Raw genomic sequence first — 26,727 nt, forward strand, 5'->3', positions numbered from 1 at the left:
ATGGCAATCATTATCGGATTAAGTGGCGGTATAGCCAGTGGAAAAACGACTGTCGCTAACCTATTCAACGAACATTTTGGCATTGATATTGTCGACGCCGATATCGTGGCACGTGAAGTGGTTGCGTTAGGCAGTGATGGACTAAAACAGATTACTGCTCATTTTGGTGAAACCATCTTGCTTGAAGATGGCACACTCAATCGATCTAAACTGCGCGAGCTGATCTTCTCAGACCCAGAGCAAAAACAATGGCTCAATGATCTTCTTCATCCCATGATCCGTGACAAAATTGACAGTGACCTGTCTAAAGTCACCTCTCCCTATGGTTTATTAGTCGCACCTCTATTGGTTGAAAACCAGATGCAAGGCATGACGGATCGCGTATTAATTGTTGATGTGCCTACAGAAGTGCAAATTGAACGAACGATGAGCCGTGACAATGTTTCTAGGGAACAAGTTGCATCAATTTTGAAATCACAAGCTTCAAGAGAACAACGCTTAGCAGTTGCAGATGACGTGATTAAAAACCATACTAAAAACCAAGAACTTTTGCCGCAAATCACAGATTTACATAAAAAGTATCTGGCAATCAGTACAGTAGATGGGTCAGAATAGAACTATGTTGAATGAAGGCTTGCTCGATGATCACCCACAAATTTGAACATCCTCTAAATGAGAAAACACGCATCTACCTAAGAGTGGAATCACTCTTGAGGCAGTTACACCTGTCTTCTACATTTTCCGATGCTCAACAGTATCAACTCTTTTTCCGCTCTATCTTCGATCTGATTGAAATCTTCGAACAGATCCAACTCAAGAGCGAACTTGCAAAAGATCTTGAGAAGCAACGTGTCACCTACAAAAGCTGGTTAGACGTTGAAGGTGTCGATCAAGAGATGCTTACGTCACTGCTCAATGACATTGGCAACATCTATCGTGATTTAATGCACGCGGAGCGTTTTGGTCAATCTCTCAAAGAAGACCGCTTCCTAAGTGCCATTCGCCAGCGTTTTAATCTGCCTGGCGGTTCATGCTGCTTTGACCTACCAGCGCTGCATTATTGGTTACACCTCCCTCTTGATAAAAGAATGAGAGATGCCAAGGCGTGGATGGATAGCCTACAGCCTCTGTATGAAGCGCTAACGCTATGGTTAAAGCTAACCCGAGAGACTGGTCACTTTAAAGAGCAAATTGCTCGCGCTGGCTTCTTCCAAAGCGATGCTGAAGAAGCGAATATCCTTCGCCTATCCATTCCGATGCAATACGGTGCCTACCCTATGATCTCAGGGCACAAAAACCGCTTTGCTGTTAAATTCATGAGTTTTGAAACAGGACAAGCCTGTACTCAAGATATCGAATTTGAGCTGGCTATCTGCACCTAATTAATTTCCTTTAGCGTTTGGCTTGAGTGAACACTTGAGCCTAAACTTTTTGTTATTTCACCCTCTAATTAAGAATCACTATGTCGAACAAAATCACCATCGTTAAATGCCCTCAATGTAATACTGACGTTGAATGGGGTGAACAGAGCCCACACCGTCCGTTTTGCAGTAAGCAATGTCAGATGATTGATTTCGGTGAATGGGCAGACGAAGAGAACAGCATCGCTGGCGCACCAGACATGTCCGATAGCGATGGTTGGTCAGAAGACCAGTACTAAGATTCGAGATTCGAGATTCGAGATTCGAGATTCGAGATTCGAGATTCGAGATTCGAGATTCGAGATTCGAGATTCGAGATTCGAGAAGAATTATTAAGGGTTGGCGTTTTGCGTCAATCCTTTTTTATTGCCGACAGTTTGGTGTTTGCCAAAAGAGATTCCCTACTCCTTCCTTCGTCAGTCTAGGGAATGACGGTAACTTTAGTGTTCGGTTTACTCTGTCACCTCCTTAACTAAGGAACAGGCTAGCCCGGAGCTAATGTCTCTGAGCTAGATACATAGCATCACAAACCAAATGCAGACTACTGTACTTCCTCACGGACAGGATTGATGCCCCAGTCCTCTCATAGCGAGCCCTTTGGTTTTATGTACTAATTCGTACATAAAACCTCCCGTCATCCCCAAGAGTGAGGGACGTATATGGACTCCCCTAGTATTGCAAGGAAACGAGTAAAGGTATGCAAGTGCACGTATATTCGGTTTCTTTATGGGGAGCTACCCCGAACCTCTATGGCTTAATCCACTCAGCAAAAGTTCTTATCGAGCGTGTGGTGTATTATCACCTTCGTCCCTCTCAGAGTTTCTTTTGCTTGCTATGCTTACTCTTTACCATAATTTACTTGCTTACATGGGGGGATTGATGTCTCCCTTAAACTTATAAAATCAACTGTTAAGCGATTAACGTCTCATTATAAGATTGATTGCTTTTCAGCATGGCACAAGCCATTCTGATCGTTTTGTTCGCAAGGGCGACAACCACTTGGTTAAACGACTTTCTTTCTAATAAGTTTCGTATCCAGCAACTTAAGCGATCTTCTTTATCTCGGATATTCGCTACCACCGCTCTTGCTCCATGAACGACAAGAGAGCGTAAGGTTTTATCACCTGATTTACTTATTCCGTGGTTTTTGTTCTTACCACCACTGCCAGTATGAGCCGGAACTAAACCTAAGCTCGCACTAGCTCCTCGACCATTTCTATAGGCCGAAGCGTCACCCAGACGGGAAAAAATGGCACTTGCAATCACCCAACGTACACCTCGTAAAGTGATTAATAACTGGCAAGCGGGTATTTGCTTTGCAAAGTCTATAAGTTGCGATTCAACTCTCTCGATAGGCTCATCAAGATTTAGTAGCTGAGCATGTAATTCTCGGAGAACGAATCGAGTTGTCGGTGTTAATTCATTCTCCATATCTTCGATAACGAAAGGGAGTAGTTCTCGCAGTTTATTGGCTCCTTGTGGGAAGGTAATGCCACATTCCGCTGCATAGCCACGGATACGTAGACTTACTGCCGTGCGTTGTTTTATATAGCTTTGTCTTAAACTCAGCAGCATTGCGATATCTTGCTGCTCCGGTGTTTTTACAGGTACAGCATGAATATCGGAGCGTAAGGAAGCTTCGTAAATCGCGATAGCATCATTAGCATCGTTCTTATTACCACTGCGATACGGCTTCACTTTTTGGGGAGGTATCATTTTGACGGTATGACCACGGCTTTAAAACGTTCGTCCCCAATAATGAGATGCTGCACAGGCCTCTATGCAAATGGTTGCGTCAGGGTGTTGGCTGATGACCGTTAGCATTTTCTTTTTAGACATAGCTTGGTTCAACTTACGCTTGCCATGGCGGTTAAATACCGCGACTTGAAAGACGGATTTGGCTAAATCAATCGAGATTGTGTTAAATTTATTCATGGTATGGGCTCCTGTTTTTGGTTCGCACCTGTAACTTTAGCTGACGCTGTCAGTTGAGGTGGGGAGTCCATACCATTGAACGAGTTGGGGGTCGCTTACTTTCAAAGCTCTAAATAGCAGGCACAAAAAAGCGGAGCCAAATGGCTCCGCTTTTATCGATAGAATGCAAAAAGAATTACTTCTTAGCAAGCTTCTCTTTAATACGAGCAGACTTACCAGAACGCTCACGTAGGTAGTACAACTTGGCACGACGTACTGCACCACGGCGTTTAACTTCGATGCTATCAACCATTGGAGAGTGAGTTTGGAACGCACGCTCTACACCTTCACCGTTCGAGATCTTACGAACTGTGAATGCAGAGTGAAGACCACGGTTACGAATAGCGATTACTACGCCTTCGAAAGCCTGTAGACGCTCACGGTCACCTTCTTTTACCTTAACCTGAACTACAACAGTGTCACCTGGTGCGAATTTAGGAAGGTCTGATTTTAGTTGCTCTTCTTCAAGAGCCTTAATGATGTTGCTCATTTGTATAAATTCCTAGAATAAACTGATACTAAATTTAATAGGTTACTGCTTGCTTTTCGTTAAGAGCGTTGCTCTTTAATGAATTCAGCCAGTAATTGTTCCTGTTCGTCAGTCAGAGCTAGGTTTTCCAGGAGTTCTGGTCTTCTTAGCCAAGTTCGGCCCAACGATTGTTTTAATCGCCAGTGACGAATGTCCTTATGGTTTCCAGACTTGAGTACCGAAGGCACCTCTTTGTCGTCTAGCACCTCAGGGCGCGTATAGTGAGGGCAATCTAGCAAACCATTTGCAAAAGAATCTTCTTCTGCTGAAGCGAAATCTCCAAGTACACCCGGTACAAACCGAGATACTGAATCAATCAGCGTCATGGCTGGCAGTTCACCACCCGTCATCACAAAATCTCCAATCGACCATTCTTCGTCGACTTCAGATTGAATGATGCGCTCATCTACCCCTTCATAGCGACCACAAATAAGAAGTAAATTCTCGTTTGTTGCCAGCTCTTCAACACCTTTCTGGTCGAGTTTACGACCTTGAGGTGAAAGATAGATAACTTTCGTCTTTCCCGGTGATGCTTGTTTGGCAGTTTGAATAGCGTCGCGCAAAGGCTGAACCATCATTAACATGCCAGGACCACCACCGTAAGGTCTGTCATCAACAGTGCGATGCTTATCATGAGTGAAATCGCGAGGATTCCATGTCTCAATAGATAAAAGACCTTTCTTTACCGCTTGACCCGTTACTCCAAAATCAGTAACTGAACGGAACATTTCAGGAAATAGGCTAATTACGCCAACCCACATGTGTTCTCTCGCTCTATGATTTTAAAGTTAGAATCCAGGATCCCAGTCAACTTCGATCCGTTGAGCTTCGCGATCAACTTTCTTGATCACTTGCTCTTCAAGGTACGGTACTAACCGTTCCTTTTGTCCGAAAGCATCCTTAAGATTTGCTTTGATTACTAGAACATCGTTTGAGCCAGTTTCTAGCATGTCGGTAACGACACCTAGATCGTAACCTTTAGTGGTTACAACTTGCATACCAAACAATTCACGCCAGTAGAATTCCTCTTCTGACAATTCAGGTAATGAAGCAGGGTCTATTGCGATTTCAAAGTTAGTCAGTACATGAGCGTCCTCGCGAACCTCAAAACCTTCCAGCTTACACACCATACCTTTGTTATGGCGCTTCCAGCTTTCTACTTTGAATTCAACCCACTTCCCCTTTTGGTTAACGTACCAAGGAGAGTAATCAAATATGCTTTCAGCGTTGTCTGTGTAGGAAAAAACTTTAAGCCAGCCACGAATGCCATAGGTAGCACCAAACTTGCCCATAACAATTTTTTCGTCTTGCTTGCTCATCGTTTCTTTACCCTTCATCGACATAAGCTATTTCTCTTTTAAAAAGAATTAAGCCGCTTTTTGAGCGTCTTTAACTAGCTTAGCTACACGATCAGATAGAGATGCGCCTTGACCAACCCAGTGGTTAACGCGATCTAGGTCTAGACGTAGACCTTCTTCTTGACCTTGAGCAGTAGGGTTAAAGAAACCTACTTTCTCGATGAAACGGCCAGTTGCAGCGTTACGGCTATCCGCAACTACGATTTGATAGAATGGACGCTTCTTAGCGCCGTGACGTGCCAAACGAATGGTTACCATGTCGTCCTCTTTGCTTTCTTAATAAAATAATTAACCCCAATAACCATTTATCACTAAACAGCTTGGGGTCTCGTGCCAAATTAAAGCCCCGGAATTTTACTCTTATTCCGGGGCAATGCAAGGGGTTTAGCTATTTTTTCACCAACATAGTGCCTGTATACTTTCTGTGACACAGATAACACTATGAAAAGTAAAGGTGCTACAGGTTACATTAGGCGATTATCGACCGAACGGGTTGAAGCCGCCGCCCATACCACCCATGCCACCGCCGCCCATCATGCCTTGCATGTTGCGCATCATGCCTTTCATGCCACCTTTCTGCATTTTCTTCATCATTTTCTGCATTTGGGTGAACTGCTTAAGCATACGGTTTACATCTTGTACCTGTGTACCAGAACCTGCAGCAATACGTTTTTTACGTGAGCCTTTGATTAGCTCAGGGCGTTGACGCTCTTTCATGGTCATAGAGTTGATGATCGCTTCCATCTGCTTGAACATCTTGTCATCAACTTTATCTTTCACGTTGTCTGGTAGCTGAGACATGCCTGGAAGCTTATCCATCATGCCCATCATGCCGCCCATGTTTTGCATCTGACCTAGCTGTTCACGGAAGTCTTCAAGGTCAAAACCTTTCTTCTCTTTGAACTTCTTAGCCAGCTTCTCTGCTTTCTCGGTATCAACGTTTTTCTGTAGGTCTTCAATAAGCGATAGAACGTCACCCATACCTAAGATACGAGAAGCAACACGATCAGGGTGGAATGGTTCTAGTGCGTCAGTTTTCTCACCCACACCTAAGAATTTGATTGGCTTACCTGTAATATGACGAACAGACAGCGCCGCACCACCACGCGCATCACCATCAACTTTCGTTAAGATAACACCGGTTAGTGGAAGCGCATCACCAAAGGCTTTTGCCGTATTCGCCGCATCTTGACCTGTCATAGCATCAACAACGAATAGAGTCTCAACTGGGTTGATTGCAGTATGAAGCTCTTGGATCTCGCCCATCATCTCTTCATCAATCGCTAAACGACCCGCGGTATCGACAAGTAGCACGTCGTAGAATTTCTTCTTCGCGTGGTCGATTGCAGCGTTAGCAATATCAATCGGCTTCTGGTCAGCCGAAGAAGGGAAGAAGTCAACGCCAACATCGCTAGCTAACGTTTCAAGTTGTTTGATCGCCGCAGGACGGTAAACGTCGGCAGACACAACCAATACTTTCTTCTTGTCACGCTCTGTCAGCAATTTAGATAGCTTACCTACCGATGTGGTTTTACCCGCACCTTGTAGACCAGCCATTAAGATAACCGCTGGCGGCTGCGCAGCTAGGTTAAGTGCCTCGTTAGACTCACCCATCACAGCTTCAAGTTCAGCTTGAACGATCTTAATGAATTCTTGGCCCGGTGTTAGAGATTTAGAAACCTCAACACCCACAGCGCCTTCTTTTACGCGCTTAACAAAATCGCGAACAACTGGCAGTGCCACGTCAGCTTCAAGAAGCGCCATACGCACTTCACGTAGCGTATCTTTAATATTGTCTTCGGTCAGACGACCTTTACCGCTGATATTCTTCAGCGTTTTGGATAGACGATCCGTTAAATTATCAAACATAGTTTTCTCTTCGCTCAATCCTGCGACTATTAAGTTGAGTATACATTAGCGTGGATTAGAGTCATACCCGTTGTAGAGCGTTAATCATCCACGCTTGTGACGTGAGACGATGTTCACTTGGAATTGAGTGAGGTTCACCATAGCCCCAAAGAGCGATGCAAGGTATAATTCGCCAATTAGTAATCATTTTAATGGATACCATGGACAGTCTTATTGCGATCGCAGCAGCCTTTCTTTATACAATGGCGATTTCCACGATCATTCCAGGTCTCGTGCACCAAACAGGAATCCGTGTAAAAACGGTGTTTATCAGCGCATTACTTGCTCTAGCTTTCCATGCTTGGTTGCTTGGCGACTTAATCTTTAATGCCAGTGGTCAAAACCTCAGTATCTTAAACGTTGCGTCACTGATCAGTTTAATCATTTCTCTAGTGATGAGCGGTGCTATGCTCAAAACCAGACTGTGGTTCATTCTTCCTGTGGTTTATAGCTTCGCAGCACTGAACTTGATGGCGGCAACTTTTCTTCCAAGTACCTTCATCAAACATTTAGAGAATGACCCAAAACTGCTGATGCACATCTCTTTGGCGCTGTTCTCTTACGCGACACTGACTATCGGCGCGCTATACGCACTACAGCTTGCGTGGCTAGATCACAAACTTAAAAAGAAGAAAGCACTGGTTATCAACCCTAACCTACCTCCATTAATGATGGTTGAAAGACAACTTTTCAAGATCATCCTAATTGGTAATGGCTTATTAACGGGTACCTTACTGACTGGTTTCATCTTCGTACAAGACATGTTTGCTCAAGGTAAAGCACACAAAGCCGTATTGTCTTTTATTGCTTGGGTTATCTACTCCATTCTTCTGTGGGGCCATTACCAAAAAGGCTGGCGTGGACAAAAGGTGACTTGGTTCGCCCTTGCTGGTGCCAGCATGCTCACATTAGCCTACTTCGGTAGTCGCTTCGTTCAGGAAATCATCCTGAGATAACACCCAAATTAAAGGCAAGGTCACGCATACCTTGCCTTTAAAATATTGAGTCAGATAGATTCAATTGACATCTCGACCATGTTCGGTCATAAATTAATCAAGATACACAAATAGGAAAAGAATAATTTTGGACGACATATCAACGGGTATCTTATTTGCGCTACTCGCGTGTCTCATTGTAATTTCTGGTTATTTCTCTGGTTCCGAAACGGGCATGATGTCCTTGAACCGCTACCGTTTAAAGCACTTGGCCAATACGGGTCATAAAGGTGCAAAGCGCGTTGAAAAACTTCTGAACCGCCCCGACAGGTTGATAGGCCTCATTCTCATCGGTAACAACCTTGTCAACATTCTCGCTTCTGCGATCGCAACCATTCTTGGTATGCGTATCTACGGGGACATCGGTGTGGCTGTCGCAACCGGTACCCTGACTCTCGTGATCCTCGTATTCGCTGAGGTCACACCAAAAACCATCGCTTCTCTGTTTCCTGAACGTGTCTCCTACGCCAGCAGCATCTTGTTAATGATTCTGATGAAGGTGCTGTCACCACTGGTGATATTAGTGAACTTCATTACCAATGGCTTTATTCGTATTCTGGGTGTCAAAGCCAGTCACGACGCGACCGATCATTTGAGCTCTGAAGAGCTAAGAACCGTTGTAAATGAAGCGGGCAATCTGATACCTCAACGTCACCAAGATATGTTGGTGTCTATTCTAGATTTAGAGCACGTTACGGTGAACGACATCATGGTGCCTCGTAACGAGATTACCGGTATCGACATTAATGATGATTGGAAATCCATCGTTCGCCAGCTGACCCACTCCCCTCATGGCCGAGTTGTTCTTTATCGTGACCAAATTGATGAAGTAGTTGGCATGCTAAGGCTGCGCGAAGCGTATCGTTTGATGCTGGAAAAAAACGAATTCAACAAAGAGACTCTGCTGCGTGCCGCAGACGAAATCTACTTCATTCCTGAAGCAACCCCACTCAATATTCAGCTGCTAAAATTCCAACGCAACAAACAGCGCATCGGTCTAATCGTTGATGAGTACGGTGATATCAATGGCTTGGTGACATTAGAAGATATTCTAGAAGAAATTGTCGGTGAGTTTACCACTTCAATTGCGCCAAGTTTGTCTGATGAAATCACACCGCAGAGCGACGGCAGCTTCCTAATTGAAGGCAGTGCGAACATTCGTGATATCAACAAAGGCTTGCAGTGGGCTCTCCCAACCGATGGTCCTAGAACGTTAAATGGTTTGATACTTGAACATCTGGAAGACATTCCAGAGAGCCACCTAAGTGTTCAGGTTGCCAGTCATCCAATGGAGATTGTGGAGCTTGAAGAGAACCGCATCAAGCTAGTACGTGTCTTTCCACAAATCGCCAATGGATAACAGGTTCAAATAGTGCTCGCTATTGACCTGCTACATGAGAAAACAGAAAGGCCCGGTTCAATGAACCGGGCCTTTTCATATCTTACTCATCGAGAATCAACTCAAATGATTAATCGACTTTAAGCTCTTTAAGCATTGACTCTGGCAGTGCTAGTTCGTCGTTCTTATTTACTGAGATACCAGCAGCGATGATGGCATTCGCGATCTCTTTCGCTTCGTCTAAAGAGTGCATTGCTGCTGTACCACACTGGTATTCGTTCAGCTCAGGGATCTTATTCTGGCTCTCAACTTTCAGCACGTCTTGCATTGCCGCTAACCAAGCATCAGCAACTTGCTGCTCTGAAGGTGTACCAATCAGGCTCATGTAGAAACCTGTACGACAGCCCATAGGTGAAATATCGATAATCTCTACGTCTGCACCGTTCAGTTGAGCACGCATGAAGCCAGCGTATAGGTGCTCTAGAGTATGGATACCTTTCTCAGATAGGATATCTTTGTTTGGTGCCGTAAAACGCAGGTCAAATACCGTAATGGTATCCCCTTTTGGAGTTTGCATTGTTTTCGCAACACGAACTGCTGGTGCGTTCATACGAGTGTGATCTACAGTAAAACTATCTAATAAAGGCATTGCTATTCTCCGTGACGGTTGGCTTTAGAAAAGCCAACTTCGATTGTCTTCTAGTCCTTTGCGGCACTGTTTCAGTTGCCAACCATAATCTTTTGCTTGCTGTTCGACTTTACGAGCCACCTTAATTAAAGATGGTTTGCTGTTATACGACTTACGTTTATAACCACCGCGGCCTTCATGGTAAGCCAAGTACTGGTTGTACGGGTCCCATAGCGAGATACCGAGTTGACGACGCGTTTCGCTGGTGTACCAGCCTATAAACATCAGCGCATCATCAAAGTTGGTTCTTGAACCGCCATTGTTGGTCGCTTTTTGGAAATCTTCCCAAGCGGGATCCTGAGCTTGAGCATAGCCATAAGCGCTGCTTACACGGCCCCAAGGGATGAAACCAAGGATGTAATCTTTTGGTGGCCGCGCATCATGACGAAAGCTACTCTCTTGTTTTACAAAAGCCATCGCTACGTTGATGGGAGTGCCCCACTCTTCTTGCATATCTAAGGCATCTTCATACCACGATGGATGTTCTCTGAAGATGCTGCATAGGTTATCTTGCTGTTTCGGCGGTGGTGTTGCACAACCAACCAAAAGGCTAGAGACAACACCGACAGTGACTACAGGTAACCATTTACTACTCACACGAGTAGGCTTACCAAATAAGGCTTGCTTCCTTTCCACCAACGTCTCGCTATGCTTTTAAATACGAAAAATAATCCGCTAAGAAGCTATCAAAATCTTGAGTGCTCGCTTCTTCACTTTGTTGCTGAGCAACCACAGAGCGTTGAACCTCTGCTTCCATCAGCTCAGCTGAATATACTTTGTATTGATGTGCTTTGTGCTGTTGAGCGTACATTTTTCCTAGCGCACAGCCAACTTTACCTAAACCACCTAACTTCTTAGTCTCTTCTAGCAATTGTCCAGAAATGGTTAGCTCTGGGTTATCAATCCAAGCTTCAAGCGTATCGCAGGTTTCTTGGTAAACTCGGCCGCCTTGTTCAGCATCCATCATCTCAGCAATTGAGCGTAGGTCTTTGAACACGCGCTTAGCCCAATCTTGAAGAGACAATCGCTCACCGTGACAACCAATTTGCAGTTCTAGACCAACTTGACGACCTTCCAAGATCACCTTGTTCCAGTTATCACGCCAGCATTCAAGCTCACAGTTATCCATTTCAGCAGAGTCAGTTAGCACACTCCACGTTAGGAATAGATCTAAGAAGCGAACTTGCTGCTCAGTGATACCAATTGAGCTGAATGGGTTTACGTCTAAAGAGCGAACCTCGATGTACTCAACACCGCCACGAGCCAGTGCTTCAGATGGTTTCTCACCACTCTTCGCCACACGCTTAGGACGAATAGGTGCGTAAAGCTCATTCTCAATTTGCAATACGTTGCTATTAAGCTGACGGTATTCGCTATCAACCTTAACACCAATCTCTGCAAACTCTTCAGATGGCGTGCGAATCGCTTGGTTTAAGCCTTCAAGGTACTGACCTAGGCTGTTAAAGCCTATCTTCAATACGCTTTGTGCGCTGTTAGTATAACCAAGATCACTCAGACGCAGCGCCGTTGCTTTTGGTAGATACAGTGTCTCGCCAACCTTTTCAAAAGGTAGGTTGGTTTCTCTTCCTTTGATGAAAGAAGAACACAATGCTGGCGAAGCACCAAAGAAGTATGGGATTAACCAACCAAAGCGGTAGTAGTTACGGATCAAACCGAAGTAAGCATCTGACTTAGCTTCACAACGCGCCTCTTCTGTTTGCTCTCCAAATAGGCTATCCCAGAAGCTTTCAGGGAAAGAGAAATTGAAGTGCACACCAGAAATAATCTGCATCAAGCTACCGTAACGACGTTTCAAGCCTTCTCGATATAACGTTTTCATTTTACCGTTATTAGACGTGCCGTATTGCGCGAGCTGAATGTAATCTTCGCTACCAACGTAACAAGGCATAGAGAGCGGCCACAGCTTTTCGCCGTCTAACTTGGTTTGCGTGAAGTGATGAATATCAGACAACTGATTCAAAAGAGTAGGAACATCATTTGAAACAGGAGTGATAAATTCCAGTAACGACTCAGAGAAATCGGTTGTTACCCACTCGTTCATCAACGCAGAACCTAAAGCCTTAGGGTGCGGCCCAGTAGCAAGGTGCCCATCTTCCGTGTAGCGTAATGTTTCCCTTTCAACACCACGACCAAATTGAGAGAAGGTCTTAGGGTTGGTTGCAACTTGCTTTAGTCGCGCAGCAAAATCAGTCAAAATTCAGTTCACTTATCTTATATCGTTCCGATTAGAACTATCATAAATTAGGTTGGAGGAGAAAAGTAGAGTCTCTTCCCTCCCCCTTTAATGTGTACTCTAACGAATGATTTCAAGCTCTTCTATTGGAATATCTAACTTTTCTAATTGAGGGCGAAGCGAAGCCGCATCACCAACCACAATTATTTGATAATCATTCGGGTCGAACCATTTCTTCGATAGTTCATTCAATGTCTCTTTTGAGACCGTCTCAACTATCTGATTACGTTGTTGTAGGTAATCTTCATCAAGGCTCAATGCGACAATATTACTCAACAAACCAGCCTTTTGACTTGGCGTTTCGTATTTGAGCGCATCTTGTTGACCGACGGCAAGGCGCATAAATTTCACCTCATCATCAGTTAATCCACTTTGACTAAACTCATTCAGTTCATTAATAAACTCTTGAATCGATGGCACTGTCGCATTCGCTCTTACCTGCGCGCTAAATACCACCGCGCCCGTTTCGCGTGTACTGGCAAAGTAACCGCTCGCACCATAAGTGTAAGCCTTGTCTTCGCGTAGGTTTTGGTTGATACGGCTATTAAAGTTACCCGCTAGGTTAAAGTTAGCCAATTGGCTCTTGTATAGTTCACCTGTTGCATCAAAAGGCAGGCCTTTACGAACTAAGCGAACAATACTTTGCGGCGCACCCGGCTTATCAACTAAATATAAACGCTGCTCAGTCAGGTCTTTGACAATCTGTGGGCGTGTCAGCGGTGCCGCCTCGCCTTGCCACTCCTCAAAGAATTGTAGCTGCTTTCCAACCTCTTTCTTCGAGATGTCCCCTACAATAACAATATTAGCTCCCTCCGGAGTATAGTGTTGACTGTAAAACTGTTTTACATCGTCCAGAGTTAACGATTCTAAAGACTCTTTAGTACCATCACTTGCGCGAGCAAAAATACTGTCGCCAAACAGCACTTCACGGGTTGCTTGAGATGCCATCCAGCTTGGTTGTTGATGCTGATATACCACCCCTTCTAGCATCTGTTTCTTAACGCGTTCGAAATCTTGCTCATCGAACTTAGGCTCCAGCAAAACTTCTTGCACGATCGCTAAGGTTTGAGGCAGGTTTTTCTCTAGCGTAGAAATTGAAATATCTGTGGTGTAACTACCAGCATTGATACTCACACTGGTACCCAACTTATCTAGGGTCGCCTGTAGCTCTTCAACCGTTCGTTTAGTAGAGCCTTCTTCCATCATAGCGGCTGTTAGGTTTGCTAGGCCCTCTTGTCCTTTACGAACATAACGCTCACCTGCAGGTAGTTGGATTTGCATTTGTACCGTCGGCGTTTCGCCGGTTTCAGTACCAATCAAATCAGTACCGTTTGCAAAGTGCATGCGATACAGCTCTGGCATTGTCGCTTCGACACCAAAGGTCACCTCAGGCATCACACTTCGATCAAAGGTGTCCGTTGCTCTTCTGAAGTTCAGTTGGTCTTCCGTTACTTTACTGTATTCAGGCAAAGTACGTGGTGGCGTGGTAAATGTTGCTTCTCGAACCGCTAAATCAAGCTGCTTTTTCGGAACCACACTCAAAGTCACCTTGTGCTTGCCTTCGATGAAATCTTGGTAGGCCTTGCTCACGCTTTCAGGCGTGACGGCACGGATTTGATCCAGTTGGGACTCAATGCGATCTGGCTGACCATAGAAAGTTTGGTTAGATGCCAATTGCGACACTTTACCTTTAACACTTTGCAGTGCAAAAACCGCATCCGCTTCGGCCATTCCGGTAATCTGATCTAGGCGTTCTTGTTGAACGCCCTCTTTCGAGAACTTATCTAAGGTATTCATTAACTCTTTGTTGAGAGCCGTTAAGTCACCTTTTTTACCAGAATTACCCATCGCATAGACGTACATAGTACATGCCAACTCAGCACAATCGTGGAATGAGCCTGCACTCACGGCTTTTTGTGTCTTCACTAAGTTTTGGTAAAGGTAACTGTTAGTACCGGAACCTAAAACGTTAGACAGTGCATTCAGTGAAGCTTGTGTCTCTTCACCGCGATAAGTCGTTGGCCAACCAACCAATACCATTGGCTGACGAATGTTATCTTCTAGGGTGATGTACTTATCTTCCGTTAGTACCGCAGGTTGTTTCTCAGCCGGCTCAACCTCTGGACCTTTAGGGATCGGACCAAAGTATTTATTAACCCACTCCAGCGTATCGTCAACATCGATATCACCACCGATTGTCAGTACCGCATTATTTGGGCCGTACCAACGCAGGAAGAACGCCTTGAGGTCGTTTACATCAACGCGGTCAAGATCTTCTACATAGCCGATTGGTTGCCATGAGTAAGGGTGGCCTTCTGGGTAAAGCGCTTCACCCATGCGCTCCCACATCAAACCATAAGGGCGACTTTCATAGCTTTGAGCTCGTTCATTTTTAACCGTACCTCTTTGTACTTCGAATTTCTTCTGAGAAACCGCATCCAATAAGAAGCCCATTCGGTCTGACTCTAACCACAACATTTTCTCAAGCTGGTTTGAGGGAACCGTCTCAAAGTAGTTCGTGCGATCGCGGTTAGTGGTACCGTTTAAAGAACCACCCGCTTCTGTAATGATCTTGAAGTGCTGCTGATCGCCAACATTCTCAGAACCTTGGAACATCATATGCTCGAAGAAATGTGCAAAGCCTGACTTGCCTATCTCTTCACGTGCAGAACCGACATGGTAAGTCACATCCACATGCACAAGTGGATCAGAATCATCAGGAGAAAGAATAACGGTTAAGCCATTATCCAATTGATATTTAGTGTAAGGAATCACCACTTTATCTTTCGAGGGCTTAACCTCTTCTAAAAGAGTGACACCTTCTGGTAATGAGGAAAAGAAGGATGTTGAGCTAGGTACATTGTAAGAACAGCCGGCGATGGCGATAAGAGAAAATGTACCAAGTAAAACCTTTTTCATAGGTTCTCCTTAGAAAAAACCGAAATAGATAGCAGCAAGTAAGCTATAGCGAGCAGCTTTGCCAATCGCAATCAAGATAACGCTAGGGATGAATTTCATTCTCAGCCAACCAGCAGCTAGACACAAAGGATCACCGATAACGGGCAACCAACTGAATAGTAAAGTCCAGTAACCATAACGGCTTAGCCAAGCCATAGCCTTATGACCATGCTTTTCTGATTGAGTTCGATTAGGTAACCACAAACCAATCCAATAGTTAGTAAGACCGCCTAAGGTGTTGCCGAGTGTCGCTATCAGAATGATCGACGATGTTGAGAATTGATCTAAGCTCAATGCCGCGACAAGGCTCGCTTCAGAGCCTCCGGGCAACAAGGTGGCACTCAAGAAGCCACTGATAAATAAGACCCATAGCGCTGAATCAGAGAACCACAGCGCTATGTTTTCGAAAAGGGAATTAAAGAACTCTAGCACTGCATATTAACCTTCTTGCATCTTTAGCAGTACCTTGCCTCTGGTGTGTCCGGTTTCTACCTGCAGATGAGCCGACTGTGCCTCTTCCAGCGGGTAGATACCTTGAATTTCTGTTTTTAGCAATCCAACACTCACCATATAAAGCATGGTATCCATTTGCTCTGGGTTAGGTTCCACCAACATCCCTGATGCAGTGAAACCTAAAAGTTTTGCTTTCTCACAGATTAACTCTGCCGATAGGGTCGGCACGGCAACTACTCTCGCGCCATCCTTCAGGCACTTCAACGCGTCAAGCGCAGTATCGCCCCCCACCAAATCAATCAGCACGTCAACATCCGCCACACGTTCAGACGCCGGAGCAAATTTATAGTTGATAGCATGGGCACCTAGCGTTGCTAGGTAATCAAGGTTTGCTTCACTACAAGTGGTGTAAACCTCAGCTTTGGCTGCAACGGCGATTTGAACGGCAATGTGACCAACACCACCCGCACCCGCTAAAATGAGTACGCGATCGCCCTCTTTCACTTCCGCTTTATTGAGCGCTTGTGCCGCCGTTTGGCTAGCTAGAGGGAGAGCTGCTGCCGCTTCTAACGTTACAGAGTTAGGAATGATGCTCAGCGCAGTTTCAGGTACACACACATATTGGCTGTAGCCACCGCCTTGCAATGGGAAGCCGATAAAGCCCGCTACATTATCACCAACAGTAAAACGTTCAGCCTGTTCGCCTAACGTAACCACTTGCCCCGCGATATCGTAGCCTGGTACCCAAGGTAGGTTATCTTTGTTTTGTGCAGCCGCCCAACCTAGCCCTGCACGAGTTTTAACATCTATCGGATTGACGCCGGAAAAAGAGACCTTAACCACTACTTCGCCCGCTTTAGGCTCTGGTATTGCACTGGTTTGAAGTACAAGGTTTTCCACCCCACCAAACTCGGTAATCGCTATCTGTCTATTTTCCATTTAAACACGTCCCTAATTAGTTAAAACCTAACGAATAAAAGAAAGGGATGCACAAGCATCCCTTCGACTATAAACCATTTAATAAGGCTAAGTTAACCGCTCTTTCGTAAATTGACGACCAATTAACGTAACGATACATGACCTAGCTATCCATTAGCCGACTAGCGCTAATAGAATACCGGCCGCAACCGCACTACCTAGTACACCTGCTACGTTCGGCCCCATTGCATGCATCAACAAGAAGTTCTGAGGGTTCGCCTCAAGACCAACCTTGTTCACAACACGAGCCGCCATTGGAACCGCTGATACACCAGCAGCACCTATCAGTGGGTTGATATCCTCTTTCGAGAAACGGTTTAATAGCTTCGCCATCAACACACCACCCGCAGTACCGATACTGAACGCTACCGCACCTAAGCCTAGAATACCTAACGTTTCTAAGTTCAAGAAGGTATCTGCTTGAAGCTTAGAACCTACACCCAAGCCAAGGAAGATAGTTACAACGTTGATCAGTTCGTTTTGTGCGGTCTTCGATAGACGGTCAACCACACCCGCTTCACGCATTAAGTTACCTAAACAGAACATACCAACCAGTGGTGTTGCTGAAGGTAGGAACAAGATCGTCATCAGTAACACTGCAAGTGGGAAAAGGATCTTCTCACCTTTGCTTACGTGACGAAGCTGAGCCATCTTAATTTTGCGCTCTTCTGGAGACGTTAACGCCTTCATGATTGGCGGCTGAATGATAGGAACTAAAGCCATGTAGCTGTATGCCGCTACAGCAATCGCACCGAGCAGATCTGGAGAGAGCTTACTCGCTAAGAAGATAGCCGTTGGGCCATCTGCACCACCGATGATTGCGATAGAAGAAGCATCTGCCATGGTAAATTCCATGCCTGGAATGTAGTTCAGCAAGATCGCACCAAACAGTGTTGCGAAAATACCGAACTGAGCAGCCGCACCTAACCACAAGGTTTTAGGGTTAGCAATCAACGCACCGAAGTCCGTCATCGCGCCCACGCCCATAAAGATCAGCAGCGGGAAAATACCCGTTTCAATACCAATGTAGTAAACGTAGTAAAGCAAACCACCTGGATCAGTAAATCCAGCATTTGGAATATTGGCTAATACAGCACCAAAACCAATCGGCAACAACAGTAAAGGTTCAAATCCTTTGCGGATCGCCAAAAACAACAGCAAGCAACCGACCAGCATCATACAGATCTGGCCGAACTCGAAGTTAGCAATCCCTGTTTCAGACCATAAGGTCATCAATCCTTCCATGGTACTCCCTTACGCTAGGCTTAGTAGTGGAGCGCCTACAGTAACTGCATCGCCTTCTTTAACATTCAGTTCTTGAACGATACCACCACGAGCAGCACGAACTTCCGTTTCCATCTTCATCGCTTCAAGAATAAGCAGAACGTCGCCTTCAGCGACTTCAGCGCCCGCCTGAACGTTAACTTTAAAGATGTTACCCGCTAATGGAGCTGGTACCGCTTCCGCGTCAGAGGCCGCTACCGGTGCAGCTTGTACCGCTTGAGCTGGTTTTGCTGATGGTGCTACTGACGTCAGCTCACCTTGTGGGCCAACTTCTACATCATAAACCTGACCATCCACTTTCACGCTGTAGCTCTCGATACCACCAGATACGGAAGCTGGTGCCGCTGCTGCCGCAGGAGCCGCAGCTTCTGCCGTTGGCGCTGGTTCAAATGCTTCAGGATTACGACGGTTCTTAAGGAACTTAAGACCCACTTGTGGGAACAGTGCGTAAGTCAGTACGTCATCTACCGTGTCTTCCGCTAGAGAGATACCTTCTGCTTTTGCTTTTTCTAGCAAATCAGTCGTTAGCTCATCCATTTCAGACTTCAGCAGATCTGCAGGGCGACAAGTGATCGCTTCCGCACCATCCAATACTTTAGCTTGCAGTTCTGCATCCACTTCAGCTGGAGCTTGACCGTATTCGCCTTTCAATAGACCCGCTGTTTCTTTAGTGATGCTCTTGTAGCGCTCGCCCGTTAGTACGTTAATAACCGCTTGAGTACCAACGATTTGAGAAGTTGGCGTTACCAAAGGAATGTAGCCAAGCTCTTTACGTACGCGTGGGATCTCTTCAAGCACCTCATCCATACGATCTGCAGCACCTTGCTCTTTTAACTGGCCTTCCATGTTAGTCAACATGCCGCCAGGAACCTGAGCAATCAAGATACGAGAATCAACACCTTTTAGTTGGCCTTCCCATTTCGCGTACTTTTTACGAACATCACGGAAGTAAGAAGCGATTGGCTCAATCTGATCCAGCTTAAGGTTAGTATCACGCTCAGTACCTTCTAACATCGCCACAACCGTTTCTGTTGGTGTGTGACCGTAAGTACAGCTCATTGAAGAGATAGCGGTATCTAGAATATCGATACCCGCTTCAACGGCTTTAACTGCTGTTGCTGTAGAAAGACCCGTTGTCGCGTGGCTATGCAGTGCTAGAGGAACGTCACACGACGCTTTGATACGTGTAATTAATTCTTCAGCTTCGTAAGGCTTTAATAAACCTGACATATCTTTGATACATAATGAATGACAACCTAGGTCTTCTAGACGCTTAGCCAAATCAACCCAAGTATCTGAGTTGTGGACAGGGCTGGTTGTGTAAGACAAAGTACCTTGAGCGTGACCACCAACATCAATTGTTGCTTTCACAGCTTTTTCAAAGTTACGTACATCATTCATCGCATCAAAAATACGGAATACGTCCATGCCGTTCTTATGGGCACGTTCAACAAATTTTTCGACTACGTCATCCGCGTAGTGGCGGTAACCCAACAGATTTTGACCACGCAGTAGCATCTGCATTGGTGTGTTTGGCATCGCTTTCTTTAGTTCACGTAGACGCTCCCATGGATCCTCTCCAAGAAAACGAATACACGAATCAAACGTCGCGCCGCCCCAAGTCTCAAGTGACCAGTAACCGACCTTATCTAGTTCTGCCGCTATTGGCAGCATATCTTCGATACGCATACGAGTAGCAAATAGTGACTGATGGGCGTCACGAAGTACCACGTCTGTGATAGCTAGTGGTTTAGACATGCTCATAAACTCCTTTTTAATCCTTTAAATGCTACTTAACAGTCGACGCACGGTATTGATGAACCGCGGCCGAAATTGCTGCCACTACCGGTGGACTAACAGCTGAAGGGTTTGATTGTGATTTTTGAATTTTTTTAGGTGCTGCGATCGGCTCTGGTACTTCTTCTGGTACCAGTTTTGACATCAACCGAACGAGGTAAACTAGAATAGTTAGGAAAATAAAGACAACGGACATCCCCGTTATCATCAGAGTCGCCGCATCTCCTAGCAGGCTTCCAATATTAGTCATGTTGCTTCCTTTCTTCGTCATCCTGACATATGTACAGGATTTCAGCGAATAGTGATCCCGACCCTTGGATTATCTCGATTGGTAAAACTTTGTCAATTTTGTTTAAGGTTCTGTTACGGATAACGCACACATTAGGTTAATTATTCGCCTGTCAGATCACATAAATCTGTCAAATATGTAATTTTCGGAGAATTAAACTGTGACTTAAATAGAGCTTTTTTAAGAAATGATATGAGAAAGGTGGAATAACAAGGAAGTATTCGATAACCACTTAAAATACAACAAGTTAAATGTTAAGTTATTTTAACATTTAATCAACATTTACGTATCAGACATAAAAAAAGCCTCGTAAAAACGAGGCTTTTTTTATAATGTGGCGCGCTCTGGAGGATTCGAACCTCCGACCGCCTGGTTCGTAGCCAGGTACTCTATCCAGCTGAGCTAAGAGCGCACGGTTTTCGATATCAGTATTCCCAATATCAGGGGTTCACAAGGAAACCCTAAAGAGTGGCGCGTCCTGGAGGATTCGAACCTCCGACCGCCTGGTTCGTAGCCAGGTACTCTATCCAGCTGAGCTAAGGACGCACGGTTTTCGATATCAGTATTCCCAATATCAGGAGTTCGCAAGGAAACCCTAAAGAGTGGCGCGTCCTGGAGGATTCGAACCTCCGACCGCCTGGTTCGTAGCCAGGTACTCTATCCAGCTGAGCTAAGGACGCGCAGTTTTCGATATTGGTATTCGCAATATCAGGAGTTCACAACGGAAACCCTAAATAGTGGCGCGCTCTGGAGGATTCGAACCTCCGACCGCCTGGTTCGTAGCCAGGTACTCTATCCAGCTGAGCTAAGAGCGCACGGGTTTTAGTATCAACTTAGTCAATACAAGGATCAATAGAGCCTTAAATAGTGGCGCGTCCTGGAGGATTCGAACCTCCGACCGCCTGGTTCGTAGCCAGGTACTCTATCCAGCTGAGCTAAGGACGCACGGTTTTGATATTAATTCTCGACGAACGATTTATCAATATCGGTATTCACATTCTTATTAGAAGCAAACCCTAAATAGTGGCGCGCTCTGGAGGATTCGAACCTCCGACCGCCTGGTTCGTAGCCAGGTACTCTATCCAGCTGAGCTAAGAGCGCACAGGTTTTAGTATCAACTTAGTCAATACGAGGATCAACAGACCCTTAAAATAATGGTGCGTCCTGGAGGATTCGAACCTCCGACCGCCTGGTTCGTAGCCAGGTACTCTATCCAGCTGAGCTAAGGACGCACGATGTTCATTCATTAAGAATGAAGTTGTGAAATATATCACATTCTTCTTGCTACGAAGAAAAAAAAAGGCCATCGGCCTGTAATGAATGGCGGTGAGGGAGGGATTCGAACCCTCGATGCAGCTACAAACCACATACTCCCTTAGCAGGGGAGCGCCTTCGGCCACTCGGCCACCTCACCTAATTCATTATTCTCACATCACTTACAAGTAAGAGAAGAGAGAATGGCGCGTCCTGGAGGATTCGAACCTCCGACCGCCTGGTTCGTAGCCAGGTACTCTATCCAGCTGAGCTAAGGACGCACATTTACATTGTCTAAGTTGCTAACTTTAGACTCGCAAGAAATGGCGGTGAGGGAGGGATTCGAACCCTCGATGCAGCTACAAACCACATACTCCCTTAGCAGGGGAGCGCCTTCGGCCTCTCGGCCACCTCACCGTCTTGCGGAGGCACATATTACGTTTTACCGAAAATATGTCAAACACTTTATTGAAAAAAATTGGACAAAAACACTCAACCGTTTGCTATTTAATCAAAGCGCTTGCAATTTGAACTTATAACATCAAAAGCGCGCTTTTTCCCTTAAAAATTAAGGCGAAAGATTGGCAATAATAAACCGCTAAAAACAATTATCTGATTTCTCCAGCAGCAAGTGCTACCGCTGGATGAACAATACTACGGGATGCGTATTTGCGCTATAGGGGAAGCCAATAAATCTTGAAGTGTGGCAAAGAAATTTCACCGTCCGCTATCACACCCAGCAATTACCAATAGCACCTAACTTGGTGAAGTATTCATTCTGCAAAATCAAAACAAATACGTTATCCGATGAACCAATGTTTCGACGTCAAATTATCATTCCTCAAGATCAAAAAAGGCTAGCAGTAATGCTAGCCTCTTCTCTACGCAAAGTATTAGTAGTTGCCAGATGCAACGTTACCATTACCTTTTTCAGCTTGAATGCGCATGTAGATCTCTTCACGGTGAACAGATACTTCTTTAGGTGCGTTAACACCAATACGTACTTGGTTACCTTTAACACCTAGTACAGTAACTGTTACTTCATCACCAATCATCAGTGTTTCGCCAACGCGGCGAGTCAAAATTAGCATTCTTTGCTCCTTGAGTAATCTCTAAATTTATCTAGCTACGAGAGCATTATCCAACAAAAGTTATATTTTCGTAAACTATCGATTGAGTTTATTTAACCAAAATGCACTTCTTTTTGGGGATAACCCTGCTTTTCACGCGCTACGATGTATGCATTATGTAATATGTTAGCAGCCGTATCGACTTGCGTTGGTGATATCACCAAAGTTAAAGACTGCTGCTGCAATAAGTGATGCTGTACATCAATTTCGCCTTCAGACAACAATCCATGTGAACTGACCACAATTTCTTGTGTTCGGCTTCCTACCACAGTTAACAAACTAACCTGTTCACTATTACGGATTTTCTCATCAAAAACTAGTTTTAATTTGGCACTTATGTCTTGTTTAATAATGAGTGCTGCCCGTTCTGTTCCCTCGATCACACTACAGACTTCAATTCCTAACAGTTGGCAATGCGATAAGAAAGAATCTAGGTCCTCATTCAAACACTCGATACGCACCATATCTCTTTGTATAGCGAGGCCAGAAATATCATTCAAACACTGGTCGCCAGCAATCAATGTACCCTCGCCTTCTTCAAAGCTTGAAAGCACTCGCAATGGCACATTGTGTTGCCACGCGTACTGCACGCACGGAAGGTGCAATACCTTAGCACCACGACGAGCCATCTCTTCCATCGATGGAAAGTCTAAGGTATCTAACTTCTTCGAATGTTTAACAACGCGAGGATCACACGAGTAAACGCCATCGACATCAGTATAGATCTGGCACTCTTTAGCTTGAAGGGCGCCAGCTAACGCAACCGCTGTGGTATCGGAACCACCACGGCCTAATGTCGTAATGTCGCCTTTAGCGTTCATACCTTGAAAGCCAGCCACAATCACAATCTGATTGTCGTCTAACAAGGTTTGAATAGGAGTAGTATCAATACGCTCGATCGTCGCATTGTTATGATTAGAATCGGTGTGAATCCCAGCTTGATAGCCCGTCATCGATGTCGCTTCATAACCTAACTTGTGCAGCGTCATCGCCAACAGTGCCATGGAAACTTGTTCTCCTGCAGTTAACAACACATCCAATTCTCTAGCATTTGGTACGCTATCGATTTGAGTGGCTAAGTTAACCAACCGATTCGTTTCTCCTGACATAGCAGAGACCACAACCACAACCTGATTGCCTTCATTTTTCGCTTCAATGATTTTCTCTGCTACATGTTGGATTCGTTCTATTGAACCCACTGACGTTCCGCCAAACTTCTGCACGATAAGAGGCATTTTCACCCGTCCTCACCTTCCCAAGACCAATGTCTATATATGACAAAAAAACACACGCTCCGCGTCATGGCGAAGCAATAAAAAATTAACCAAGAAGTCTAACATTGACATTAGACTTCTTGGTTAATCTCAATCAAACCTGGTTTAGACACTCTTCCAATAGGCAAAATAAAAGATGCCCAATCAACTGATTGGGCATCTTTGTATCAATTACTTAAGCTTAAAGACGCTCTTCTAGCCAAGTACGTACAGATTTAAGCGCTTCAGGTAGTGCTTCAACGTCAGTACCGCCCGCTTGAGCCATATCTGGACGACCGCCACCTTTACCGCCAACTTGCTCAGCAACCATCTTAACGAGATCACCAGCTTTTACTTTGCCGATAAGGTCTTTAGTTACACCAGCAATCAAGCCAACTTTACCGTCTGCTACGTTAGCGATCAGGATGATGCCGCTACCCACTTGGTTTTTAGCATTATCAACCATAGTACGTAGGTTCTTGTTGTCTGCACCTTCAATAGCAGCAACCAGTACCTTAGTACCAGAGATCTCTTCTACTTTGCCCATGATGTTTGCACTTTCTGCTGCAGCCATCTTTTCTTTAAGTAGTTGGATTTCTTTCTCTAGAGATTTCGCTTTCTTAGCTGACTCAGCCAGTTTCTCTTCGTAAGCGTTAGCTTGAGCTTCTACTGCATCTAGTGCAGCTTCACCCGTTACCGCTTCGATACGACGAATACCCGCTGCGATACCACCTTCAGAAGTGATCTTGAATAGACCAATATCACCTGTGTTTGAAGCGTGAATACCACCACAAAGCTCAGTAGAGAAATCGCCCATAGACAGAACGCGAACTTCATCATCGTACTTCTCGCCAAACAGTGCCATTGCACCTTTTTCTTTCGCTGACTCGATGTCCATGATGTTGGTTTCAATTGCATGGTTCTTACGAACTTGTGCGTTAACCAAACGCTCTACTTCTTTAATCTGTGCCGGTGTTACCGCTTCAAGGTTAGAGAAATCAAAACGTAGGTTGTCTGGCTTAACCAAAGAACCTTTCTGAGCAACGTGCTCACCAAGCACTTCGCGCAGTGCAGCGTGAAGTAAGTGAGTTGCAGAGTGGTTTAGTGAGATAGCAGCACGACGCTCAGCGTCTACTGTTGCTTCTACTTTATCGCCTTTCGCGAACACACCTTCAACTAGCTCACCGTGGTGTGCAAATGCGTTACCTAGCTTTTGAGTGTCTTCAACTTTGAAAAGACCAGACGCAGTTTTTAGCGTACCGGTATCACCACATTGACCGCCTGATTCCGCGTAGAATGGGGTTTCCTCAAGGATGATGATTGCTTTATCGCCCGCAGACAGAGAAGCAACCTCTTCGCCTTCAACGAACAGTGCAGAGATCTCACCAGCACCTTCTGTACCTGTGTAGCCACAGAACTCAGTGTTAGTTTCCACTTTAATCGTCGCGTTGTAGTCAGTACCGAATTGGCCTGCTTCACGTGCACGCTGACGCTGAACTTCCATCGCCTTCTCGAAGCCTTCTTCATCAATGGTGAAGTCACGCTCACGAGCTACGTCGTTAGTTAAATCAGCTGGGAAGCCGTAGGTATCGTAAAGTTTGAATACTGTTTCACCGTCTAGCTCTTTGCCTTCAAGAGCGTCTAGTGCTTCGTTCAGGATAACCATGCCGCGCTCTAGTGTGCGACCAAAGTTCTCTTCTTCGATACGAAGTACTTTTTCAACAAGCTCTTGTTGCTTCTTCAGCTCGTCTGCTGCAGAACCCATCACTTCAGCTAGTACACCCACAAGTTTGTGGAAGAATACGCCTTGTGCACCTAGCTTGTTACCGTGACGAACTGCACGACGGATAATACGACGTAGAACGTAACCACGACCTTCGTTTGAAGGCATAACGCCATCAGCGATCAGGAATGAACAAGAACGGATGTGGTCAGCGATAACGCGTAGCGACTGGTTTGATAGGTCTTCGTAACCGATCGTTTCAGCCGTTGCTTTGATTAGCTTTTGGAATACATCGATTTCGTAGTTTGAGTGTACGCCTTGCATGATTGCAGAGATACGCTCAATACCCATACCTGTATCAACAGCAGGCTTAGGTAGCGGTTCCATTGTGCCGTCTGCGTGACGGTTGAACTGCATGAATACGTTGTTCCAGATCTCGATGAAACGGTCACCATCTTCTTCAGGAGTGCCTGGACGGCCGCCCCAAATGTGTTCACCGTGATCGTAGAAAATCTCAGTACATGGACCACAAGGACCTGTGTCACCCATTGTCCAGAAGTTGTCAGACTCGAACTGTTTACCGCCTTCTTTGTCGCCAATGCGAACGATACGGTCAGCAGGTACACCTACTTTCTTGTTCCAGATATCGAATGCTTCGTCATCTGTCTCGTATACCGTTACCAATAGACGATCTTTTGGCAGTTGTAGAGTTTCTGTTAGGAATTCCCAAGCAAACGCAATCGCGTCTTCTTTGAAGTAGTCACCAAAGCTGAAGTTACCAAGCATTTCAAAGAATGTGTGGTGACGAGCCGTGAAACCTACGTTTTCAAGGTCATTGTGTTTACCGCCAGCACGTACACAACGTTGAGCCGTAGTCGCTCGAGTGTAGGCACGCTTCTCGGCGCCTAAGAAACAATCTTTGAATTGGTTCATACCTGCGTTAGTGAATAGCAGGGTTGGATCGTTATGTGGAACTAACGATGAACTGTCTACGATTTGGTGTCCTTTGCTCTCAAAGAACTTAAGGAACGCGTTGCGAACCTCATCAGTGCTCATGTACATGCAGCTCTTCCTGAAAATAGTCGAGTTAGAATTTTGCCGTATTGTAGATCATGGTTAAGGCTTCGACTAGTTTTCTTGTA

24 protein-coding genes and 10 tRNA genes are annotated in these 26,727 nt (G+C 45.3%); 5 read left to right on the plus strand and 29 right to left on the minus strand.

Annotated elements, in window-relative coordinates:
* From coaE to yacG, 3 genes are all read left to right on the plus strand, one after another.
* Positions 1-615, plus strand: a complete 615-nt coding sequence (gene coaE / locus OCV52_RS12990) for a dephospho-CoA kinase (protein ID WP_061032470.1) — start codon at positions 1-3, stop codon at positions 613-615.
* A 26-nt stretch (positions 616-641) separates the two neighbouring features.
* A complete protein-coding gene (gene zapD / locus OCV52_RS12995; RefSeq protein ID WP_061032469.1) occupies positions 642-1,382 on the plus strand; it encodes a cell division protein ZapD in 741 nt (246 codons plus the stop codon).
* An 80-nt stretch (positions 1,383-1,462) separates the two neighbouring features.
* Positions 1,463-1,660, plus strand: a complete 198-nt coding sequence (gene yacG / locus OCV52_RS13000; RefSeq protein WP_008222354.1) for a DNA gyrase inhibitor YacG — start codon at positions 1,463-1,465, stop codon at positions 1,658-1,660.
* A 670-nt stretch (positions 1,661-2,330) separates the two neighbouring features.
* Here yacG and OCV52_RS13005 read toward each other — a convergent pair.
* From OCV52_RS13005 to ffh, 7 genes are all read right to left on the minus strand, one after another.
* Positions 2,331-3,137 (minus strand): IS110 family RNA-guided transposase, encoded by an 807-nt coding sequence (locus tag OCV52_RS13005; RefSeq protein WP_261900850.1) that lies wholly within the window; start codon positions 3,135-3,137, stop codon positions 2,331-2,333.
* A 21-nt stretch (positions 3,138-3,158) separates the two neighbouring features.
* The gene (locus OCV52_RS13010) at positions 3,159-3,356 is read right to left on the minus strand and encodes a hypothetical protein (protein ID WP_261900851.1); all 198 of its coding nucleotides are present in this window, start codon (positions 3,354-3,356) and stop codon (positions 3,159-3,161) included.
* A 175-nt stretch (positions 3,357-3,531) separates the two neighbouring features.
* Positions 3,532-3,885, minus strand: a complete 354-nt coding sequence (gene rplS, locus OCV52_RS13015; RefSeq protein WP_004738151.1) for a 50S ribosomal protein L19 — start codon at positions 3,883-3,885, stop codon at positions 3,532-3,534.
* Positions 3,886-3,944: 59 nt separating this feature from the next.
* The gene (trmD, locus tag OCV52_RS13020; RefSeq protein ID WP_137408067.1) at positions 3,945-4,685 is read right to left on the minus strand and encodes a tRNA (guanosine(37)-N1)-methyltransferase TrmD; all 741 of its coding nucleotides are present in this window, start codon (positions 4,683-4,685) and stop codon (positions 3,945-3,947) included.
* A gap of 27 nt (positions 4,686-4,712) precedes the next feature.
* The gene (gene rimM / locus OCV52_RS13025) at positions 4,713-5,267 is read right to left on the minus strand and encodes a ribosome maturation factor RimM (RefSeq protein WP_061032467.1); all 555 of its coding nucleotides are present in this window, start codon (positions 5,265-5,267) and stop codon (positions 4,713-4,715) included.
* Between the two features lie 24 nt (positions 5,268-5,291).
* Entirely contained in the window at positions 5,292-5,540 is a 249-nt protein-coding gene (rpsP, locus tag OCV52_RS13030; RefSeq protein WP_004410028.1) for a 30S ribosomal protein S16, read from the minus strand.
* Positions 5,541-5,759: 219 nt separating this feature from the next.
* Positions 5,760-7,151, minus strand: a complete 1,392-nt coding sequence (gene ffh, locus OCV52_RS13035) for a signal recognition particle protein (RefSeq protein ID WP_061032466.1) — start codon at positions 7,149-7,151, stop codon at positions 5,760-5,762.
* Positions 7,152-7,351: 200 nt separating this feature from the next.
* Between ffh and OCV52_RS13040 the strand changes: the two genes are divergently transcribed.
* The gene (locus OCV52_RS13040) at positions 7,352-8,146 is read left to right on the plus strand and encodes a cytochrome C assembly family protein (protein WP_004738143.1); all 795 of its coding nucleotides are present in this window, start codon (positions 7,352-7,354) and stop codon (positions 8,144-8,146) included.
* Positions 8,147-8,273: 127 nt separating this feature from the next.
* A complete protein-coding gene (locus OCV52_RS13045; RefSeq protein ID WP_061032465.1) occupies positions 8,274-9,545 on the plus strand; it encodes an HlyC/CorC family transporter in 1,272 nt (423 codons plus the stop codon).
* 109 nt (positions 9,546-9,654) lie between these two features.
* On the opposite strand, the gene luxS is transcribed toward OCV52_RS13045, so the two are convergent.
* The 22 genes from luxS to alaS all read right to left on the minus strand — a co-directional run bounded on the left by luxS (position 9,655) and on the right by alaS (position 26,647).
* Positions 9,655-10,173 (minus strand): S-ribosylhomocysteine lyase, encoded by a 519-nt coding sequence (luxS, locus tag OCV52_RS13050; protein ID WP_061032464.1) that lies wholly within the window; start codon positions 10,171-10,173, stop codon positions 9,655-9,657.
* Positions 10,174-10,197: 24 nt separating this feature from the next.
* Positions 10,198-10,848 carry a transglycosylase SLT domain-containing protein gene (locus tag OCV52_RS13055; RefSeq protein WP_137408066.1) on the minus strand — a complete coding sequence of 217 codons (651 nt, stop codon included), beginning with the start codon at positions 10,846-10,848 and terminating at the stop codon, positions 10,198-10,200.
* Positions 10,849-10,858: 10 nt separating this feature from the next.
* The gene (gene gshA / locus OCV52_RS13060) at positions 10,859-12,427 is read right to left on the minus strand and encodes a glutamate--cysteine ligase (protein WP_137408065.1); all 1,569 of its coding nucleotides are present in this window, start codon (positions 12,425-12,427) and stop codon (positions 10,859-10,861) included.
* Between the two features lie 99 nt (positions 12,428-12,526).
* The gene (locus OCV52_RS13065) at positions 12,527-15,385 is read right to left on the minus strand and encodes a M16 family metallopeptidase (protein ID WP_137408064.1); all 2,859 of its coding nucleotides are present in this window, start codon (positions 15,383-15,385) and stop codon (positions 12,527-12,529) included.
* Positions 15,386-15,394: 9 nt separating this feature from the next.
* Positions 15,395-15,856, minus strand: a complete 462-nt coding sequence (locus OCV52_RS13070; protein ID WP_004741880.1) for a YqaA family protein — start codon at positions 15,854-15,856, stop codon at positions 15,395-15,397.
* Between the two features lie 6 nt (positions 15,857-15,862).
* Positions 15,863-16,816 carry an NADP-dependent oxidoreductase gene (locus tag OCV52_RS13075; protein WP_137408063.1) on the minus strand — a complete coding sequence of 318 codons (954 nt, stop codon included), beginning with the start codon at positions 16,814-16,816 and terminating at the stop codon, positions 15,863-15,865.
* A gap of 153 nt (positions 16,817-16,969) precedes the next feature.
* Entirely contained in the window at positions 16,970-18,100 is a 1,131-nt protein-coding gene (locus OCV52_RS13080; protein WP_004741882.1) for a sodium ion-translocating decarboxylase subunit beta, read from the minus strand.
* A 9-nt stretch (positions 18,101-18,109) separates the two neighbouring features.
* Positions 18,110-19,897, minus strand: a complete 1,788-nt coding sequence (gene oadA, locus OCV52_RS13085; RefSeq protein WP_061032459.1) for a sodium-extruding oxaloacetate decarboxylase subunit alpha — start codon at positions 19,895-19,897, stop codon at positions 18,110-18,112.
* 31 nt (positions 19,898-19,928) lie between these two features.
* A complete protein-coding gene (locus OCV52_RS13090) occupies positions 19,929-20,186 on the minus strand; it encodes an oxaloacetate decarboxylase subunit gamma (protein ID WP_137408062.1) in 258 nt (85 codons plus the stop codon).
* Positions 20,187-20,560: 374 nt separating this feature from the next.
* A tRNA-Arg gene (locus OCV52_RS13095) sits at positions 20,561-20,637 on the minus strand.
* 57 nt (positions 20,638-20,694) lie between these two features.
* Positions 20,695-20,771: transfer RNA gene (locus OCV52_RS13100), tRNA-Arg, on the minus strand.
* 57 nt (positions 20,772-20,828) lie between these two features.
* Positions 20,829-20,905 (minus strand) — tRNA-Arg (locus OCV52_RS13105).
* Positions 20,906-20,963: 58 nt separating this feature from the next.
* Positions 20,964-21,040: transfer RNA gene (locus OCV52_RS13110), tRNA-Arg, on the minus strand.
* 53 nt (positions 21,041-21,093) lie between these two features.
* Positions 21,094-21,170: transfer RNA gene (locus OCV52_RS13115), tRNA-Arg, on the minus strand.
* Between the two features lie 79 nt (positions 21,171-21,249).
* Positions 21,250-21,326 (minus strand) — tRNA-Arg (locus OCV52_RS13120).
* A 54-nt stretch (positions 21,327-21,380) separates the two neighbouring features.
* Positions 21,381-21,457 (minus strand) — tRNA-Arg (locus OCV52_RS13125).
* An 89-nt stretch (positions 21,458-21,546) separates the two neighbouring features.
* Positions 21,547-21,639 (minus strand) — tRNA-Ser (locus OCV52_RS13130).
* Positions 21,640-21,683: 44 nt separating this feature from the next.
* A tRNA-Arg gene (locus OCV52_RS13135) sits at positions 21,684-21,760 on the minus strand.
* Positions 21,761-21,803: 43 nt separating this feature from the next.
* Positions 21,804-21,896, minus strand: a tRNA-Ser gene (locus OCV52_RS13140).
* A 476-nt stretch (positions 21,897-22,372) separates the two neighbouring features.
* Entirely contained in the window at positions 22,373-22,570 is a 198-nt protein-coding gene (csrA, locus tag OCV52_RS13145; protein WP_004415691.1) for a carbon storage regulator CsrA, read from the minus strand.
* A gap of 92 nt (positions 22,571-22,662) precedes the next feature.
* The gene (locus OCV52_RS13150) at positions 22,663-23,844 is read right to left on the minus strand and encodes an aspartate kinase (protein ID WP_008221085.1); all 1,182 of its coding nucleotides are present in this window, start codon (positions 23,842-23,844) and stop codon (positions 22,663-22,665) included.
* Positions 23,845-24,064: 220 nt separating this feature from the next.
* Positions 24,065-26,647 carry an alanine--tRNA ligase gene (alaS, locus tag OCV52_RS13155; RefSeq protein ID WP_137408061.1) on the minus strand — a complete coding sequence of 861 codons (2,583 nt, stop codon included), beginning with the start codon at positions 26,645-26,647 and terminating at the stop codon, positions 24,065-24,067.
* Positions 26,648-26,727 lie beyond the last annotated feature (80 nt).

The organism is Vibrio chagasii (genome assembly GCF_024347355.1).
In the GTDB taxonomy this organism is placed as follows: Bacteria; Pseudomonadota; Gammaproteobacteria; order Enterobacterales; family Vibrionaceae; genus Vibrio; species Vibrio chagasii.